General features: G+C 62.4%; 16 protein-coding genes and 1 pseudogene. 12 read left to right on the top strand and 5 right to left on the bottom strand.

Going from position 1 to position 17,748, the window contains the following annotated elements; all coding sequences use genetic code 11:
- Nucleotides 1–82 precede the first annotated feature (82 nt).
- From BLP76_RS14130 to BLP76_RS14075, 12 genes and pseudogenes are all read left to right on the top strand, one after another.
- Nucleotides 83–1,435, top strand: coding sequence for a UbiD family decarboxylase (locus BLP76_RS14130; protein ID WP_092814591.1), 1,353 nt, complete (start codon nt 83–85; stop codon nt 1,433–1,435).
- Complete coding sequence (locus BLP76_RS14125) at nt 1,422–2,453, top strand: DUF4392 domain-containing protein (RefSeq protein ID WP_092814588.1); 1,032 nt, start codon at nt 1,422–1,424, stop codon at nt 2,451–2,453. The genes BLP76_RS14130 and BLP76_RS14125 overlap by 14 nt, the downstream gene beginning before the upstream one ends.
- Nucleotides 2,438–3,166, top strand: coding sequence for a maleate cis-trans isomerase family protein (locus BLP76_RS14120; RefSeq protein ID WP_092814585.1), 729 nt, complete (start codon nt 2,438–2,440; stop codon nt 3,164–3,166). The genes BLP76_RS14125 and BLP76_RS14120 overlap by 16 nt, the downstream gene beginning before the upstream one ends.
- On the top strand, nt 3,163–4,263 hold the full coding sequence (locus BLP76_RS14115; protein WP_170130527.1) for a pyridoxal phosphate-dependent aminotransferase: 1,101 nt from the start codon (nt 3,163–3,165) through the stop codon (nt 4,261–4,263). The genes BLP76_RS14120 and BLP76_RS14115 overlap by 4 nt, the downstream gene beginning before the upstream one ends.
- On the top strand, nt 4,260–5,054 hold the full coding sequence (locus tag BLP76_RS14110) for an ABC transporter permease (RefSeq protein ID WP_092814579.1): 795 nt from the start codon (nt 4,260–4,262) through the stop codon (nt 5,052–5,054). The genes BLP76_RS14115 and BLP76_RS14110 overlap by 4 nt, the downstream gene beginning before the upstream one ends.
- A 13-nt stretch (nt 5,055–5,067) precedes the next feature.
- Nucleotides 5,068–5,844, top strand: a complete 777-nt coding sequence (locus BLP76_RS14105; protein ID WP_092814576.1) for an ABC transporter ATP-binding protein — start codon at nt 5,068–5,070, stop codon at nt 5,842–5,844.
- A gap of 18 nt (nt 5,845–5,862) precedes the next feature.
- Complete coding sequence (locus BLP76_RS14100) at nt 5,863–6,873, top strand: ABC transporter substrate-binding protein (protein ID WP_092814573.1); 1,011 nt, start codon at nt 5,863–5,865, stop codon at nt 6,871–6,873.
- Between the two features lie 19 nt (nt 6,874–6,892).
- Nucleotides 6,893–7,474: a UbiX family flavin prenyltransferase gene (locus BLP76_RS14095; protein WP_092814570.1), complete on the top strand. Its 582-nt coding sequence runs from the start codon at nt 6,893–6,895 to the stop codon at nt 7,472–7,474.
- Nucleotides 7,475–7,957 carry a PNPOx family protein gene (locus BLP76_RS14090; RefSeq protein WP_200170593.1) on the top strand — a complete coding sequence of 161 codons (483 nt, stop codon included), beginning with the start codon at nt 7,475–7,477 and terminating at the stop codon, nt 7,955–7,957.
- A 517-nt stretch (nt 7,958–8,474) separates the two neighbouring features.
- Complete coding sequence (locus BLP76_RS14085) at nt 8,475–9,485, top strand: aldo/keto reductase (RefSeq protein WP_092814568.1); 1,011 nt, start codon at nt 8,475–8,477, stop codon at nt 9,483–9,485.
- Nucleotides 9,486–9,656: 171 nt separating this feature from the next.
- A pseudogene (locus BLP76_RS14080) lies at nt 9,657–10,196 on the top strand (methylenetetrahydrofolate reductase C-terminal domain-containing protein); the annotation flags it as partial.
- A gap of 122 nt (nt 10,197–10,318) precedes the next feature.
- Complete coding sequence (locus BLP76_RS14075; protein WP_092814562.1) at nt 10,319–11,407, top strand: methylenetetrahydrofolate reductase; 1,089 nt, start codon at nt 10,319–10,321, stop codon at nt 11,405–11,407.
- Between the two features lie 134 nt (nt 11,408–11,541).
- Here BLP76_RS14075 and BLP76_RS14070 read toward each other — a convergent pair whose 3' ends face one another.
- The 5 genes from BLP76_RS14070 to BLP76_RS14050 form a co-directional block, all read right to left on the bottom strand.
- Nucleotides 11,542–12,402, bottom strand: a complete 861-nt coding sequence (locus BLP76_RS14070) for an RNA polymerase factor sigma-32 (protein WP_092814559.1) — start codon at nt 12,400–12,402, stop codon at nt 11,542–11,544.
- A gap of 161 nt (nt 12,403–12,563) precedes the next feature.
- Complete coding sequence (locus BLP76_RS14065) at nt 12,564–13,127, bottom strand: CarD family transcriptional regulator (protein WP_092814556.1); 564 nt, start codon at nt 13,125–13,127, stop codon at nt 12,564–12,566.
- A gap of 310 nt (nt 13,128–13,437) precedes the next feature.
- On the bottom strand, nt 13,438–13,776 hold the full coding sequence (gene fdxA, locus BLP76_RS14060; RefSeq protein ID WP_092814553.1) for a ferredoxin FdxA: 339 nt from the start codon (nt 13,774–13,776) through the stop codon (nt 13,438–13,440).
- A 134-nt stretch (nt 13,777–13,910) separates the two neighbouring features.
- Nucleotides 13,911–14,324, bottom strand: a complete 414-nt coding sequence (locus BLP76_RS14055; RefSeq protein ID WP_092814550.1) for an RNA-binding S4 domain-containing protein — start codon at nt 14,322–14,324, stop codon at nt 13,911–13,913.
- 30 nt (nt 14,325–14,354) lie between these two features.
- Nucleotides 14,355–17,582 (bottom strand): helicase-related protein, encoded by a 3,228-nt coding sequence (locus BLP76_RS14050; protein WP_092814547.1) that lies wholly within the window; start codon nt 17,580–17,582, stop codon nt 14,355–14,357.
- Nucleotides 17,583–17,748: the final 166 nt, after the last annotated feature.

The raw sequence follows: 17,748 nt of genomic DNA, 5'->3' as shown, positions 1-17,748 counted from the left end.
GTGCTTGACCTCTGTCAGATGAAAGTCAATCATAGCTAAACGCAACAGCGTTGCGCAATGCGCAACAATAGGAAACGGTTTAATGAAGGCCAAAACGGCATTCCGCGAGGTGGTGCGTGAACTGGAGGCGCAAGGCGCCCTTGCAACCGTGTCGCGGCAAGTTGATCCCAAGCACGAACTGACGGCTGTCATGCGGCAAATGCAGAAGGGCGAGAACAAAGCGCTTCTGTTTCGTTCCGTTGCCGGTTCCGATCAGCAGGTCGTGACCAATGTCTTCGGCTTCCGCAGCCACGTGGCTGCTGCGCTCGGTCTCGAGGAAGCCGATCTTCTTCCCTCGCTTGTCCAATTGGAGAACCAGCGCCTGCCGACGGAAAGAGTAGACCAGGCTCCCGTTCAGGAAGTCGTTGTGGCCGGCGCCGATGTCGACGTTTCCCGCGATGTTCCGCAGGTGGTGTTCTCGGAGCTCGATGCCGGAGCCTATCTGACGGCCGGCGTCTTGATCGCGCCGCATCCGGAGACCGGCGTCTACAATGCTTCTTGGAACCGCTGTCAGCTTGTCGGCGGTGACCGGATGCGGGTGCGGATGATGCCGCCTCAGCATCTCGGCCGCTATCATCAGGTGGCCGAGGAAAAGGGGCAGAACCTCCCTTGCGCCATCGTTGTCGGGGCGCCTCCGGGGGTGATGTTTTCAGCCGCCTCGAAGGTGCCGTTCGAAGTGGACGAACTGGAAGTGGCCGGCGCCTGGCAGGGCAGTCCTTTGCGCGTCACGCGCTGCAAGACGATCCCGGTCGATGTCCCTGCGGATGCGGAGATGGTGATCGAAGGGGAAGTTATTGCCGGCGTGCGCGAGGATGAGGGTCCCTTCGGCGAATTCACCGACGGTTATGTGCCGGTGATGAAGAACCACGTCTTCCGGGTGACCGCCATCACGCGGCGGCGCGATGCGATCTATCACGCGATCCTTGCCGGTGGCACCGAAGATCTCAATCTCGTCGGCGTTCCGATCCAGACCGAGATTTACAAGAAGGTCTCGTCCTTCGTGCCGCGCATCCGCGACATTGCCACTCCTGGTTATGTCTTCGGCTGCGTGATCTCCATCGAGAAGAAGAGCGAGGATCAGTCGAAGAATGCCGTGCTTGCGGCTCTTGCTGCCTATTCGTGGACAAAAGTCGTCGTTGTCGTCGATGAGGACGTTGATCCTTTCAACGCGGCCGATGTTCTATGGGCGATTCAAACGCGTGCGACGCCCGATACAGGCGTTTACGTTTTTCCGCGTGTGCCGAGCTATACACGCGAGGACGTGCGGGAGGTGCATCGCGGCAAGATCGGCATCGATGCGACCGTGCCGCTGCATATGAAGAAATTGTTCGAGCGACGACGCTTTCCGGGGGAATCTGACGTGCGTCTGGAGGAGTATATCGATGGCGGGTGTTAGCCTCGAGAATATCGGTGAGGCGATCGACCATCTGGTCACCGCGCCCATGTCGAATTGGACGATCCTGAAAGGCATTCCGCTTCTGAAGCTTTATGCGCGAGCGCGCGAGAAAGCCGGCGGCGAGGCGGTGACGCTGACTGCCACGCGGCTTCTGGAGAAGCGCGTCGGGCCGGGTGACCGTGTCCTCGTCCTGAGCGGCTTCATCATGCGAGATTACGGTCTGCCGGAAACGGATGGGCCGATCGGCGCGGCCGTTCTGGCGCGAGCCCTTGCAATCAGTCTCGGTGCCGTGCCTGTCGGCATCTCGGAGGCCTCTGTCGTGCCCTGTATGGAGGCGTGTTTTTCAGCTGCGGGGCTCATCCCGGCCACGCCCGATAGCCTCGGCTCCGGACGCAATCGCTGCGCACTCCTCGACTTTCCTGTCGATGCGGCTGACGCGGAGCGTGCGGCGACCGATATTCTCGATCGTTATCAGCCGAAAGCCGTCATCGCGGTCGAACGGCCGGGCGCCGGCGCGGACGGGCATTATCACGGCGGCGGTGGTTTCGAGATCTCCGGCTTCACGGCCAAGACCGACGTTCTCTACCGGATGGCGCGCGAGCGGGGCATCGCCACGATCGGTATCGGCGATCTCGGCAACGAGCTTGGCATGGGCACCGTTGCGGACGAGGTTCGGGAATATGTACCGCTCGGCGAGACGATCGCCGCCGAACAGCCGGCCGACGTGACGGTCGTCGCCAATATCTCCAATTGGGGCGCCTACGGGATCGCCGCCTGTCTCGCCGCCTCGACGGGGCGGGAAGCAGCCTTCCACGACGGGCGTGAGGAAGAAAGGCTGATCGAGGCTTGCGTTCGTGCGGGCGCGATCGATCCTGTGGGAGGGCAATTCCGGCTCTATGTCGACGGAACCGACGCGCGCACCAATGCGGCCATGGTTGATCTGTTGCGCTCGCTGGTCGTCTTGAGCCGGGAGGGCGGCAACGTCACGGATTATCAGACCTCATGGCAGAAGCGTTGACCTCGGGCTCCGCTCTCTCCAGGCTTCGGGTCGGCCTCATCGTCCCCTCCGTCAACGCGGTGATCGAGCCTGATTGCGCGCGCATTGCCTGGCCTGATGTTACCTTTCATGCGACGCGCGTCATGTTGCGCGAGACGACGCCCGAGGGACTTCGTCAAATGAACGAAGGCGTTGCGGCCGCCGCCGATCTGATCGCTTCCGTGACCCCCGATGTCGTCGCCTTCGCCTGCACCAGCGGCTCCTTCATCGACGGCGAGGAGGGGCTCGCCCGCCAGATCGCGTCGATCGAGGTGCGGGTCGGTTGTCCCGTTGTTTCAACTTCGCGCTGCATCGTCGCAGCGATGGCACATCTCAACGCGACTAAGGTCGCCCTTGCGACGCCTTATCTCGACGAGGTGAATGCGGCCGAACTGGCCTTCCTTGAAAGCCATGGCCTGACGGTGACGAAATTGCGTGGGCTCGGGCTTTCCGGAAAGGCGATCCGCGAAGTGCCGCCGGAGCGTGTGAAGGAGCTGGTGCGTGATGTCGATACGCCGGACAGCGAGGCGATTTTCGTGAGCTGCACCGATCTGCGGGCACTCGAGGTCGCCGAGGAGCTTGAACATGAATGCGGCAAGCCGGTTTTGACGAGCAATCAGGTCACGTTGTGGGGCATCCGCAATGCCCTCGGCGGGGTTCCCGCGGTCACAAGTTACGGGAAGCTGCTGGCATGACCCTCAACCCGCAAAGCGCCGAAATGTCTTCGACGCGCCTTTATGAAGCGGAGACCTCGCCCGATTTGATCGCTGAGCGGTACGGCCTTGCCCGCGAGGCCGTCATCGACTTCTCCCTCAACGTCAACCCGTTCGGGCCGCCGCCGGCTGCTGTCGAGGCTGCACAGCGCGCCTGCGGCGCCATCCACCTTTATCCCGACCTCAATTATTCGCAGCTGCGGCGGGCGCTTGCCGCGCGCCACCGGGTCGATGAAGGGATGTTCTTCTTCGGCGCCGGGCTCGACGACGTCATCAAGCTCATTCTGCAGGCCTGGACGAGTGCGGAGGATGACGTCCTCGTGCATCTGCCGACGTTTCCGCGTTACGAGCTCGAGGCGTCCCTGCGCGGTTGCCGGATCGTTGCGGTGGAAAATGCCGAGCCGGAGCTGATCGACGCGGGACGGATCGAAAACGCGCTCGTGGCCCACAAGCCGGCACTCGCCTTCATCTGTTCGCCGAACAACCCGACCGGCGCACGTCTCACCCGAAGCGAGATCGCACAGCTTGCAGAAGCGGCGCCGGAGACCATTCTGGTCGTCGACGAAGCCTTGATCAATCCGGCGGAGGTGGGCGCCGTCGGCCTCGTCGCCAATCACCGCAATCTCGTGGTTCTGCGCACCTTCTCGAAATATTTCGGCATTGCCGGAATGCGTGTCGGCTATGCGATCGCAAGCCCGGATCTCGTTGCCGTCGCCGAAGTCGGACGGCCACCCTTCAACCTCGCTTTGCCGTCGCTCGACGCGGCGATCGCAGCCCTTTCGGACCGTGAGTTTCTCGCCCGCTGCAAAGCGACCTTTGCGGAAGAGTTTGCGCATTTCCTGACGGAGATCGCGTCCGATCCACGCCTTAAGGTGCGCGGCCACAACGCCAATATGATCCTCCTCGATCTCGGCGGGCGCGATCCAGGAGAGGCGGCTGAAAACCTCGCGCGCCGTGGCCTCATCGTCGCCGACGCCACATCCTTCCACGGGCTTGAGAACGACCATGTCCTGCGCATTTCGCTGCGCTCTCGGGCGGACAACGACAAGCTCATCAAGGCCTTGAAGGAGCTGCCATGACCGGCTCGTCGGGACAGGCCGAGAAAAAGGGGCGGAGCAAGGTCCGGCTGCCCTTCGACAGCCTCATTCTGTGCCTTGCCGTCGTCCTCGCCTGGCAGGCCGTAACCTATTTCGGCGATGTTCCCGCCTATCTCCTGCCGCCGCCTTCGGCGATCGCGGAGCGCATCTACTCCGATTTCGGACTGCTTCTCAGCCATTCGCTGGTCACCGCCAAAGAGGTCCTGATCGGCTTTCTTCTGTCGATCGTGATCAGCGTGCCGCTCGCCGCGATCCTGGCGCAGTTCCCGCTGGTCGAGCGGATGCTCTATCCGCTTCTTGTCGCTTCGCAAACCGTGCCGAAGGTGGCGATCGCGCCGCTGCTGGTCGTCTGGTTCGGCTTCGGGCTGTTTCCCAAGATCCTGATTGCCTTCCTCATCTGCTTTTTCCCGATCCTGGTCGATTCCCTCGTCGGCTTTCGCTCCATGCCCAAGGAAATCGCCTGGCTCGCGCGTTCCACCGGGGCGTCGCGCTGGAAGGTCTTCCTGCATTTCCAGGTGCCGGCCGCTCTGCCGAACATCTTCGCCGGGGTGAAGGTCGCTTCGACACTCGCCATCGTCGGGGCGATCGTCGGAGAGTTCGTCGCCGCCGACAGTGGGCTCGGCTATCAGCTCATCGTGGCCAATGGTTCGCTCGATGTGACGCTCTCCTTCAGTATCCTGATCGTCTTGAGCGTCATGGGGATGTTGTTGTTTGCCCTCGTCGATCTCGCCGAGCGCCTGGCGCTCCCCTGGCATGTGTCGCAGCGCTCGTGAGGATACGGTGACAATGGAGCCCGCCCTCGATTTTTCCGCCGTCAACAAGACCTTCACGACATCCAGCGGGCCGGTGAAGGCTCTCGACGATGTCAGCTTCTCCATCGCCGAGGGTGAATTTCTGGCCGTCCTCGGGCCGAGCGGCTGTGGCAAGAGCACGCTTCTGTCTCTCGCGGCTGGTCTAGAGCGTCCGACCTCCGGGGGCGTGAAGACGGCGGGCCGGGTTATCGATCGGGCCGTGACCGATATCGGTATCGTCTTCCAGACCGATGCGTTGCTCGACTGGCGCAGCGTCCTTCAGAACGTGATGATCCAGCCGCAAATGCGCGGTCTCAGAACGAGCGAGTATGAAGGCAAGGCACGCGAGCTTCTGGAGCTTGTCGGGCTTGCGGGCTTTGAAGAGAAATATCCCTACGAGCTCTCGGGCGGCATGCGCCAGCGCGTCTCCATCTGCCGCGCGCTCGTGCACAATCCTTCGCTTCTTCTGATGGACGAGCCTTTCGGTGCGCTCGACGCGCTGACGCGCGAACAGATGGTGATGGAGCTACATCACATCTGGCTTCGCACCCACAAAAGCGTGATGTTTGTCACGCATGATATTCAGGAGGCGGTTCTCTTGGCACAGCGTGTGCTGGTCATGACGCCGCGGCCTGGCCGAATTGCTGAGATCATCGAGGTGGATCTCCCTCTCCAGCGTACACCAGACATTATGGAGAGTGAGAAGTTCACGCAGAAAGTCGCCCATATCCGCCACCTCTTCGAGGCACATGGTGTGCTGAAGAAGTACTGATATTTGGAGAAGGATCGAATGAAACTCACGCGACGCACTCTTCTTGTCTGCGCGACGGCGCTCGGATTGACCCTTCCCGCAGGGATGACCGAGGCCTTGGCGCAGGACAAAGACCTCAAAAAAGTCACCGTCCGTCTCGCCTTCAACTACAACGGCCACCGTTCGCCGTACCTTCTGGGCGTCGACAAGGGCTTCTACGAGGAAGAAGGCCTCGACGTGGAAGTCCTCGAGGGCAAGGGCGTGACATCGTCCATGCAGCTCGTCGCCAACAAGCAGGACACCTTTGCCATCATCGATCCGCCCTCGCTGATGCTGGGTGCGGCGCAGGGTATGCCGCTGCGCATCGTGGCGCAGCTCTACCAGGTGAGCCCCAATGCGGTGATCAGCTGGAAGGAAGAGAACATCAAGAAGCCGGCCGATCTCGTCGGCAAGACGGTCGCCACATTGCAGGGCGACACGACGACGACCATGCTCTACGCGCTTCTCGCCCGCAACGACGTCGAGCGAAGCGACGTCAAGATCGTGGCGACCGATGGTGGCACCCGCAACCAGACCTTCCTGGCAAAGCGTGCCGCAGCGCTGACCGGATTTTCCAATGATTCCTATCTCGGTATGAAGGCGACCACCGAGGGTGACGTCGACTACTTCATGTATTCTGACTTCGGTATCGACACGATGGGCGATGCGTTGGCCGCCAATACCGATACGATCGAGGAGGACCCGGAGATGATCGCCGCCTTCGTCAAGGCGACGTTGCGTTCCTATGCCTATGCGCTGGAACATCCGGAAGAGGCGATTGATTCCTTGATCAAGCGTTCCCCGACCCGCGACAAGGATGTGGCGGTGGAGAAGCTCAAGGCGACGGCGGACCTGATGACTTCTGACGTGACCGAAGAGCACGGCATCGGCTATTCCGACAAGGCGCGCTTCGAACAGACGCAGGAGCTGATGGCGGAATTCGGCGGGCTGACCAAGACGGTGGACGATGTCTCGGTCTATTACACCAACGAGTTCCTCCCCAAGAATTGAAAGAGGTAGGTAAGTCCTCGTGCGCAAGCGTCTCGTCGTCGGTATCAGTGGTGCATCAGGTGTCATTTACGGGGTTCGGGCTCTCGACCTGCTTCGCGAGCTCGACGTCGAAGTGCACCTGGTGATGACCAAATCGGCACAGATCACGCTGGCGCACGAGACGGACCTGAAAGTGGCGGATGTCCACGCCCGCGCCGATGTGGTCTACAAGCCTGAAGACATCGGCGCGGCAATCGCCAGCGGCTCCTTCCGCACGGAGGGCATGCTGGTGGCGCCCTGTTCGATCCGCAGCCTTTCCGAAATCGCCTGGGGTGTTACGGCGGGGCTTCTGAGCCGGGCCGCCGACGTCGTCTTGAAGGATCGCAGGCGCCTCGTCCTCATGGTTCGCGAGACGCCTTTGCATCTCGGGCATCTGCGCACGATGACCCAGGCGACGGAGGCCGGGGCCATCATCATGCCCCCGGTTCCGGCGTTTTATGCCAAGCCGCAATCGCTCGACGATATGGTCGAACAAAGTGTCGCTCGCGCTCTCGACCTTCTCGGTCTTCACAACGACAAGGTCCGCCGCTGGGGCGAGCCGGCACCGCAAGCCGAGGCTTGAATGTCGGAAGACGGCGAACGAGGGGGTGCTGGGCTCGACCCTCTGACGGAGGATGCTCTTCCGGATGCCCGCATCGCTGCGTTTCTTGCCTCGTATCACGTCCTCACGCTCGCATGCTCGGACGGGGAGGAGGTCTGGGCGGCGAACTGCTTCTATCTATGGCTGCCGCGGTCGGCTTCATTCGTCATCCTGACGGACGGCTCGACCCGCCATGCGGTGATGATGCAAGCCCGACGCGACGTGGCGGGCTGCGTCTCGGGGCAGCCGGAGAAGGTCGAAGACATCAAGGGCGTGCAGTTCTCCGCACGTGCGACCTGTCTCCCCGATGCGTCTGCCCGCGCGGTGCGGGCTCTCTATGAAGAGCGCTTCCCGGTTGCAAGCAAGATGCCGGCCCCCGTTTGGCTCCTTGCGGCGGACTTCCTCAAATACACCGATAACAGTCTCGGCTTCGGCACGAAAATCCTCTGGAGCCGGAAAGACTGAACGCCTCGGCGGCGACTGGATGTTTTCCTGAGCCGCTTCTAAACGCCGCGCGCAATCCGTGCAGTGCGCGCGCAGGCCCCCTCGGTTTCTCCCGCAACCGCGATCCGGCAGACGCGCTGGCATAGGCCTCGCTTGAATCCCGTCTGCACCAGAGGGTTGTGCGATGGGCCGGACAGCGCCGTGGGTGACATGCGATTGAGCCGGCTCATCGTGGTCGGGGTTCGTCTATCATCCTTATTTTTAATAGAAATGATCGATCAGACATCGCGTGGAGCCGGCTCTCTGCGACAATAGACTCATAGTCGACTTGCGACCCTGGGTTTATATATCCTCTCCGCTTGCAGCAGGGAGCGTCCACGCGGTCGTGAGAATTGCCGGGTGCCGATGTCTCAATTTCGTTTGTCTCATCGGTCGGCAACTCAAAAGACATGGTGTGGGGTTTGCTGCCTGCATAATGAAATAAAAATCGTTTATCTTGTTGTCTGATAGAATTGATTAGCCAAAGGATCATCTGCGAATGCAGCAGAGAAAGCTTGGGCGCTATTCCGTATCAGCCATTGGTCTTGGCTGTATGAGCATTTCGCATGCCTACGGTACGCCGTTGGCACGTGCGGATGCCGAACGTCTCCTCAATCAGGCGCTGGAGTGTGGATACAGCCTCCTGGACACTGCGGTAATCTACGGATACGGGGCCAACGAATCTCTGATCGGTGAGGCACTCAATGGCCGTCGGGACGAATTCGTGCTCGCCAGCAAATGCGGCATCTTCCGTGCCGATGACGGGAGCCGTGTGATCGACAATCGCCCCGAGCGGTTGAAGCGGGCTTGTGAAGACAGCTTGAAGCGCCTCAAGACGGATGTCATCGACCTCTATTATCTGCACCGCTGGGACAAGGTGGTGCCGATCGAGGAGAGTGTGGGTGCGCTCTCGGAGCTCGTCCAGGAAGGCAAGATCAAGGCGATCGGCCTCTCGGAAGTTTCGGTGCCCACCCTGGTGCGCGCGCATGCGGTGCACCCGATTTCCGCGGTCCAAAGCGAATATTCGCTTTTCACCCGCAACCCGGAAATCGCGATGCTGGCCGCCTGCCGACAGCTCGACATCACCTTCGTTGCCTTTTCCCCCCTCGCGCGCGGCCTTCTGAGTGGCCAGCTGCGCGATCCCGCGAAACTTAAGCCGGGGGATTTGCGCCGCAATATGCCGAGATTCCAGGGGGCCAATTTCGTTGCCAATATGCAGCTTATCGACGGGCTCAAAGAGATTGCCGACGATGCCGGGTGCACGATGGCGCAGGTCGCCCTGGCGTGGCTTCTCGCCAAGGGAGACGACATCATCCCGATCCCGGGCACGACCTCAAGGGCGCATCTCCGGGAGAACGCCGAGGCCGGGGATATCGTCCTGCCCGCCGGGGCGCTTCCACGTCTTGATGCCCTGATCAACGAGAAGACCGTGCGCGGCGCGCGTTACAGCGCCGCCATCCAAAGTGAGATCGATACCGAGGAATTCGGCGCCTCATGTGGAGCGCTCTGAGGCGTTTTCCTGGCGGGTATCTGCATGCGGAAGCCGGCGGTCGATGTTGGCGGATTTGTGATCTTCGCATCGCTGCCGTGTTGCTTCGTTAGGCGGCGGTGGTGGCGCTGCGGGAGCCGGAGCGGCGCAAACGAAACCGTTGCGTGACGCGCACGACCAAGTCCAACCTCCATATTCGAGGCACAAAGGCAAAGCCGGAGCCGCCGCTGCGCTCTCGGCCGTCATGCTTCGGGGGCAGGAGGGCAGGGATCTATGTACCGGCTGCGCTTATGGTCCGTGCGCCATTCCAGGGGTCTGGAGCGGCTCTACAAATGGGTTGAGGGCACGATGGTGGCACTTGACCCGCTCTTCTCTCGGCTTGGTTACGACCGCGTCGAGCGCCCGATTGCGTTCGTCGAACGCAACGTGAAGGGCCTTCTCTTCGATTGTGAGATGTGCGGTCAGTGCGTGCTGTCGTCGACGGGCATGTCCTGTCCGATGAACTGCCCCAAGCAGCTTCGAAATGGACCTTGCGGCGGCGTCAGGCCAGGGGGCTTTTGCGAGGTGCGGCCCTGGATGCGCTGCGTCTGGGTGGATGCCTGGAGTGGCGCGCAGACAATGCGCAACGGAGCTTGGATCGAAGAGGTCCTGCCGCCGGTCGATCGCAGTCTCAAAGGCTCGTCCTCCTGGCTCCGCGTGGCACGCGAGAAGGCGGCCGCGCGGCGGGCCGCGCCGGTGCGAAGCAGGGCGCGCGCCATCGTCGCCCGCGCCTTTTCGGGAGCCAGGCGCAATGAGCCTGCCTCTGCGCCGCTTGCCGAGGAGCCGACAAGCGCCGTCAATCAGGAAGCGCAGCGGTGAGCGGGTCGAGCGAATTCACCCATCCGTTCCAGGCTTACGAGGCGCCGCCGCTTGGGCATTCCTCCGGAAGCCGATTGGAGCGGGTCCTCCGGCAGGGTCGTTTTGCCGTGACGGCGGAATTGAACCCGCCTGATTCCGCCAATGCGGAAGATGTGTTCGAGGCGGCACGGCCTCTTGCCGAAGTCGTCGATGCCATCAACGCGACCGATGCCTCCGGCGCCAATTGTCATATGTCGTCGATCGGCATCTGCTCGCTTCTGACCCGGGCCGGCTATGGCACGATCTATCAGATCTCGTGCCGGGATCGGAACCGGATCGCCATCCAGGGCGATGTCCTCGGGGCCGCGGCGATGGGGGTCAAGAACGTGCTTTGCCTGACGGGAGACGGCGTCGGGGTGGGAGATCAGCCCGGGGCGAAGCCCGTTTTCGACCTCGATTCCATCTCGCTCTTGCGGGCGCTCAAGACGATGCGTGATGAGGGTGCGTTCTTGTCAGGCCGCAAGATCAGCAGCCCGCCGCATCTTTTTCTCGGGGCGGCGGAGAACCCCTGCGTGCCGCCCCTCGAGTGGCGCCCGGAGCGTCTGCGAAAAAAGATTGAGGCCGGGGCCGAATATATCCAGACCAATTATATCTTCGACATGCCGGTCTTCGAGGCCTTCATGGCGCGTGTGCGTGATCTCGGTCTCGACAAGAAGGTATTTATCCTCGCCGGCGTTGGCCCGCTCGCCTCGGCGCGTGCGGCGCGCTGGATGCGCTCCAACGTTCCCGGCATCCATATCCCCGAGCATGTCATTGAGCGGCTGGAGAAGGCCGAGAAGCCCGGCGAAGAGGGTAAGCGCCTGGCTATCGAGCTCATTCAGCAGATCCGCGAGATCAAAGGTGTCGCCGGCGTGCACGTCATGGCCTATCGCCGCGAACATCAGGTTTCCGACATCATTCTCGAATCTGGAGTTCTGAAGGGACGCCGGCCTGAAGGGTCACGGCGGGCACGGACAACGCCAGGCGCCAGGTCAGGCAGAGAGGCGGGAGACGAGGTGTCGTCGGCCTCAATGGAGACACAGCCATCTGACGAAGGGGTGCGCTGAAAGCGGAACGCTTCAGCCGATCTCGCCCCGTCAACACTACCCTGGCGACATCGTCCGCTCTTCGACGTGCGGTCTTCATACGAAACGGGCGCAGCCTTGCGACTGCGCCCGTCATCTGATTCACCGCGCGCCTTTCAGGCGAGCGTGATGCGATTGTCTTCCGTCAGTGCCGTGCGCAGCTTCTCCAAAGCGCGGCTTTCAATCTGACGCACGCGCTCCTTGGAAATGCCGAGTTCCTGGCCAAGCGCTTCGAGCGTCGCCCCGTCTTCTTCAAGGCGGCGCCGGCGGACGATCTTCAATTCGCGTTCGTTGAGCACGCTCAAGGCTGAATAGAGCCAGCCTGACCAGCGCTCTGAATCGATATGATTGCCGACCGTCTCGTCCTGGAGAGGGGCGTCCGAGGCGATGAAATCCTGCCGATCGGCGCTGGAGCCGTCGGATTCGATGATCGGTGCGTTGAGGGAGGTATCCGGGCCGGAAAGCCTAGAATCCATCAAGGCGACATCGTTGCTGGACACGCCGATAGCCTGCGCTATCTCGTTATACATCTCCGGTGCATTGATCATCTCCGAGCCGCGGGAGAGACGGGCTCTGAGACGACGGAGATTGAAGAAGAGCGATTTCTGTGCCGACGATGTCCCGCCGCGCACAATCGACCAGTTGCGCAGGATGTGATCCTGGATGGAGGCGCGGATCCACCATGTCGCATAGGTGGAAAAGCGGACTTCCCGTTCGGGCTCAAAGCGAGCCGCAGCTTCCAGGAGCCCGACATGGCCTTCCTGGATGAGATCGTTCATGGACAGCCCGAAATGCCGGAAGCGTGCTGCGATCGAAATGACCAATCGCATATGGGCCGAGGTCAGGCGATGCAGTGCCTGCTGGTCCCGTTTTTCCTTCCACGCGACCGCGAGTTCGCGCTCTTCGTCCCGTTCAAGATAGGGGGCCTTCATGGCCGCCCGGACTATCTGGCGTCGTGAGTTGCTGGAATCGTTCATGCCAACCTTCCCGCCTGTGTGAAACTCTGCCCGTCTGCGTCCCTTCCCTGTAACACTTCTAAACACCGTTTTGTTTCCGCTGAAACAGAAAAACCCGACCTAGCGATCGGGTTCCCTGTTCACAAAAGCGTTTTTGGCCCTAAATGGGCCGCGCCCCGGATTTAAGCGGCTTCTTCGCGCGCCTCATCCTCTTCCTGAGCGCGCTTGCGCTTGGGGCTCGCCTCGATCATTTTCTCGATCTTGCGCTGTGCTTCCGTCTCGGAGGTCTTCTCCACGGCGGCCACTTCGCGTGCCATCCGATCGATCGCCGCTTCGTAGAGCTGGCGCTCGGAATAAGACGGCTCCGGCTGTGCCTCGGAGCGGTAGAGATCGCGGACGACTTCCGAAATGGCGATGAGATCGCCGGAATTGATCTTGGCTTCGTATTCCTGCGCGCGGCGGCTCCACATGGTGCGCTTGACGCGCGCGCGTCCGCAGACCGTGTCCAGGGCCTTGGCGACGGTCGGTTCGTCAGCAAGCTTGCGCATGCCGACAGAAGCCGCCTTGGCGACAGGGACGCGCAACGTCATCTTATCCTTGTCGAAGTCGATGACGAACAATTCGAGGCTCATTCCAGCAACTTCTTGCGTCTCCACATCGACGATGCGACCGACGCCGTGGGCCGGGTAAACAATGCTCTCGTTCGTACGAAAACCCTGACGCTTCAACGACTTCTTTGTTGTCATACGCGTGCGACTCCTGAGTTCGGAAAAGGCAGCTTCGCCGGGGGCGTGGTGCCGAGGGCGCTTTAGTCTGCGCGGGGGACCTTTCTGGCGACACAGGGCTGACGACACAAAGTTTACCGCTGCCTCGGGCAGCGGCTATCATCCTGTCGTTATTCCATGCCGGAATTATGAGATCGGAACACGAGCACGTCCGATCTTCCGAACATAGTTCAAAAGGGCGTAGAAATCAAGGATTTGTTGCACGCGCACGACAAACGCGCGCGGGGGCGGGGTGCCTCCGCGCTGTCAGGTGCAGAATTGGACGGCCGGCTTAGTCGCCTTCACCGGCTTCCGGCGAGAAGTACTTCTCGAGCTTGTTTTCCTCGCCATCGTGTTCCTTGGAGTCCGGCAAAGGATCACGCTTCATGGTGAGGTTCGGCCATTTCTCCGCATATTCGGCGTTGAGCGTCAGCCACTTCTCCAACCCCGGCTCGGTATCGGGGCGGATCGCATCGGCCGGGCATTCCGGCTCGCACACACCGCAATCGATGCATTCGTCAGGATGGATGACGAGCATCGTCTCGCCTTCATAAAAACAGTCGACCGGGCACACCTCGACGCAATCGGTATATTTGCACCGGATGCAATTGTCGGTCACGACGTAGGTCATTCTCTACTCCGCGTCAGCGCTTGCGTTCGGGGCGTAATGGCTTTTCGGCGAGGGTGCAAGGGTGTGCGGCCAACCCAGACATGCAGCCGCAGGCGCTTTAATAATGAGCGTGCCCGGACAGTTACCAGAGCCCGTCAGTTCCGCCGCTTCATCGCAATGAGCGCCCGCCTTTCGCGCGGGCTCGGGCGGTGCTGAGGGGCGGGCGGGGGCGTCTCCTCGGGCGCTAAGCCGGCCTCACCGGAGGAGGGCTCAACGCTCCCGCCGACGTCGCGGTAAAGTGTCGTCGCGACCGAAGAAGAGCCGCGGCGTTCGCTGAAGCCAAGCGCTTCAACGACCTTCACTCCTCCAGGCAAAGCGAGGGTGAGAACGTCGCCGATGCGCACCAGACGGCTCGCCTGATCGACCTTCTGCCGATTGATGCGCACATGCCCGTCGCTGATGAATTTCTGCGCGGCGGAGCGCGTCCGCACGAAGCGAGCGTGCCAGAGCCAGCGGTCGAGCCGCTGCGCCTCTGTCGTGCCCGCCTCGTCCGCCGACGCTTTCGCCAATCGCGCTCCCTTTCGGCTGGTCCCGAGCTCCTACTTGTCGGAGGAGCCGAGCTTTTCCTTCAGCGCGGCAAGGGCTGCAAACGGGCTGTCCGGATCGGCCCGCTTTTCCCGTTCCTGTCTCTGAGGACGCTGGGGCGGCCGCTTGGGAAGACCCTGTTCGCCGCGGTGGCGGAACTTGCCCTTCTTGTGCTGCGGCTTTGATGGTGCCGGGCCGTGCGGGGCCGCCGCCGCTTCGCCAGCCTCGGCTGCCGGTTTCTGGGCGCCGCCACGGTTCGCTGCCCGGCGTGGAGCGCGCTTCGCCTTACTGGGCCGACGGTCCTCGCGCCGCGGCATGCCGCCATAGCGCCAGATCTCCAGGAAGGCCGGCTCGGCCTTTTCTTCGGCCTCAAGCTGCGCCTCGCCGGCTGCCTCGGACGAAGCGTCTGCGCTCGTGGCTTCTGGCGTTGCCGCTGGATGTTCGGCTGAGGGTTCCTGCTCGACCGCAGGTGCTGCGTCTTCCGGTGTCAGCGGGGGCGCTGCGCCTTCGTCGGCGACCATCCCGGCTTCGGCGCCTGCACCGGTTGCCGGATCGCTTCCCTCCAGAGGCGTCTCTTCGCGGGGTGCGCCTTCGACGTCGGCGCTTTCCACACTCGTCGGAGCCTCTGCATCCGCGGCTCTTACGGGCGCCTCTGTTCCTGCTGCCTCGGCGGTTGCCTCCACGTCCTGGCCGTCCGCTGCTGCGGCCGCTTCGGCTTTTTGCGCCGTCTCCGCATCCGCGGCTTCGTCGGGGACCGCCTCCGGCGTGGCAGGGGTCTCTGGCAAGGGCCGCCGCTCAACGCGGTAGCCGAGGCCGTTCAGGATGACGCCCATATCTTCGCCAGAGGCGCCGAGGAGCGAGGTCATCGCGGAAGTTACGGTGAAACCGCCGCCTTCCTCGATCGCGCCTGCGGGCGGCTCAGTCTCCCGGCCGGGCCGCCAGGTGAGGGCGGGACGGATGAGGTCGGCCAGCCGCTCGAGAATATCGATGCGCACGGCACGGCGCCCGAAGATGCGGTAGCCGAACCGGTGGTAAATGGCCGGATCGATCTCTGGGTCGACGTTGACGGAGGTGCGGCCGGAGGCCGAGACGGAGGCCACCTCGGCGATGCTGTCGCGATCGTCGCGGCCCTTGTGCAGGGCTTCGAGCTCCGCCAGCAGAGTTGCCGGCGCGGGCTTCAGGAGCATCGGCAGATAAATGTGGTAGGCGCCGAAACGGACGCCGTGGCGCCTCAGACCGGCGCGGGCGTCCTGGTCCAGGGAGCGCACTTCTTCAAGAACGTCGCGGCGGTCCAGAATGCCGAGCTTCTCCCTCAGCTGATAGGCGATGCCGCGTGCCAGGCCGGAGAGGCTCTCATCGGCTTCCAGTTCGAGAAGTGGCTTCAAATGTGTGCTGATCTGATTGGACAACCAGACGGCCAGCCGTGCCTCGACTTTCTCCCGGCTCGGGCCCGTGAGCTGCTCGTCAGCAAGGAGCAGGATCCGCGGCTTCAAAGGTTCACCTTCGGCAATCAAACGCGCCACGGGTTCGCCGTGCCAGCGGATGATCGCGCCGGATGTCAGCAGAAATCCCGCATCCTCTGAACGCGACAGACGCTCTGCCCGTTCAGCAACCGCCGTGCCCAGCGCCTTTGCTGCCGCTGTGCGAACCGTTTTTGCATCCGACCCCTCCGCCTTGGCGTCGGGTGTGAAGCGAAAGCCGATCAGCGTGCCGACATGCTCGCCCTCCACCAGCACGTCGCCCCCGGGGGTGATCTCGGCCTCAAGCATTGTATTCTCCTTCAACCGGCGCATCAGAACGCTAGTTCGCCGATCGACAAAGCGTTTTGTAAGCCTGTCGTGAAGTGCGTCAGATAGCCTATCCTCAACGCGCTTCGTCTCTTCGCGCCAATAAGTCGGGTCGGCAAGCCAGTCCGGCTGATTGGCCACAAAGGTCCACGTACGAATTTCTGCGATGCGCGCCGACAATGTGTCGATGTCGCCATCGGTGCGGTCGGCTCGCTTCACCTGCGGCGCAAGCCAGTCGGGTGGAACGGAGCCTTTGTCCATAAGAAAAGTGAAGATCGAACCGATCAGCCCGGCATGCTGAGCCGGCGCAATGCGTCGATAATCGGGCAGCCGGCAGATATCCCACAAGCGCTCCACGGCCTTGGGGTGCGTCAGTCGGTCGGTGATGTCGTCATCGCGCACCAGAAGCTCAAGCGCGACCTGGTCGGCCGCTGGCGGCGATTTCGTCAGGAACGGATGCTTCGGCGCCTGTTCCAGCGAGGCGCGCAGGGCCTCGTGAGATGAGAAATCGAGGCGATCATTGCGCCATTGCAGCACTCGAACCCCTTCGAAACGATGGCTTTCCAGCGCTTCCACCAGGGGCGGCTCGAAGGGAGAGACCGTTCCCGTCACGCCGAACGTTCCGTCGCGCATATAACGCCCGGCGCGCCCTGCGATCTGGCCAAGTTCTGCGGCCGTCAGCGGGCGGTGCTGGTATCCGTCGAACTTGCGTGCCGATGCGAAGGCGACATGATCGACATCGAGATTAAGGCCCATGCCGATCGCGTCCGTCGCGACCAGAAAGTCGACATCGCCTGACTGGTAAAGCTCCACCTGACGATTGCGCGTGCGTGGCGAAAGGGCGCCGAGGACGGCCGCCGCGCCGCCGCGCTGGCGGCGCATCAGCTCTCCGATCGCATAGACTTCGTCCGCCGAGAAGGCGACGATTGCGGAGCGTTCCGGCAGGCGCGTCAGCTTCTTCTGCCCGGCATAAGCCAGGACCGACATCCGCGGGCGTGTGACGATATGCGCGCCCGGCAGAAGGCCTTCGATGACGCCGCGCATCGTCGATGCGCCAAGCAGCAAGGTTTCCTGGCTGCCGCGCAGCGATAGGATTCGGTCGGTGAAGACGTGGCCACGTTCAAGATCGGCGGCGAGCTGAATTTCGTCGATGGCCGCAAAGGCTGCGTCGGTGTTGCGCGGCATCGCCTCCACGGTGGAGACCCAGTAGCGCGGCTCGGCCGGGACAATCTTCTCCTCGCCGGTGACGAGCGCCACCTTGTCGGCGCCGGCGCGCTGAGCGACACGGCTATAGACCTCCCGCGCCAGAAGCCTGAGCGGCAGGCCGATGATGCCGGTCTCGTGACCGAGCATGCGCTCGATGGCGAGATGGGTCTTGCCGGTATTGGTGGGGCCGAGCACCGCTGTGACGTTGCGGGCGCTCCACTGCCGTGGATTGTCGGATGTCACATTCATCAGGCGATGGCGAAAACCGTTGGGACGAGTTCGAATGCGCGAGCGCGGCTTGACTTAATGGTTCCAGCCCGACTCGAACGACTCTTGAACAAAAGCGGATCGAATCGACGACTCTTCCGGATTCAGGATTCGTTCCACGGGCTCGACCGTGAAGCTCACGAGCGTG

The sequence above is a fragment of the Afifella marina DSM 2698 genome, assembly GCF_900102695.1.
In the GTDB taxonomy this organism is placed as follows: domain Bacteria; phylum Pseudomonadota; class Alphaproteobacteria; order Rhizobiales; family Afifellaceae; genus Afifella; species Afifella marina.
The sequence above is the reverse complement of the archived record's forward strand: the minus strand, read 5'-3'. Positions and strand labels throughout refer to the sequence as shown.

Coding starts and splice junctions, on each gene's coding strand:
- BLP76_RS14130 (WP_092814591.1), top strand. CDS start 83: ATGAAGGCCAAAACGGCATTCCGCGAGGTGGTGCGTGAACTGGAGGCG.
- BLP76_RS14125 (WP_092814588.1), top strand. CDS start 1,422: ATGGCGGGTGTTAGCCTCGAGAATATCGGTGAGGCGATCGACCATCTG.
- BLP76_RS14120 (WP_092814585.1), top strand. CDS start 2,438: ATGGCAGAAGCGTTGACCTCGGGCTCCGCTCTCTCCAGGCTTCGGGTC.
- BLP76_RS14115 (WP_170130527.1), top strand. CDS start 3,163: ATGACCCTCAACCCGCAAAGCGCCGAAATGTCTTCGACGCGCCTTTAT.
- BLP76_RS14110 (WP_092814579.1), top strand. CDS start 4,260: ATGACCGGCTCGTCGGGACAGGCCGAGAAAAAGGGGCGGAGCAAGGTC.
- BLP76_RS14105 (WP_092814576.1), top strand. CDS start 5,068: ATGGAGCCCGCCCTCGATTTTTCCGCCGTCAACAAGACCTTCACGACA.
- BLP76_RS14100 (WP_092814573.1), top strand. CDS start 5,863: ATGAAACTCACGCGACGCACTCTTCTTGTCTGCGCGACGGCGCTCGGA.
- BLP76_RS14090 (WP_200170593.1), top strand. CDS start 7,475: ATGTCGGAAGACGGCGAACGAGGGGGTGCTGGGCTCGACCCTCTGACG.
- BLP76_RS14085 (WP_092814568.1), top strand. CDS start 8,475: ATGCAGCAGAGAAAGCTTGGGCGCTATTCCGTATCAGCCATTGGTCTT.
- BLP76_RS14070 (WP_092814559.1), bottom strand. CDS start 12,402: ATGAACGATTCCAGCAACTCACGACGCCAGATAGTCCGGGCGGCCATG.
- BLP76_RS14065 (WP_092814556.1), bottom strand. CDS start 13,127: ATGACAACAAAGAAGTCGTTGAAGCGTCAGGGTTTTCGTACGAACGAG.
- fdxA (WP_092814553.1), bottom strand. CDS start 13,776: ATGACCTACGTCGTGACCGACAATTGCATCCGGTGCAAATATACCGAT.
- BLP76_RS14050 (WP_092814547.1), bottom strand. CDS start 17,582: ATGAATGTGACATCCGACAATCCACGGCAGTGGAGCGCCCGCAACGTC.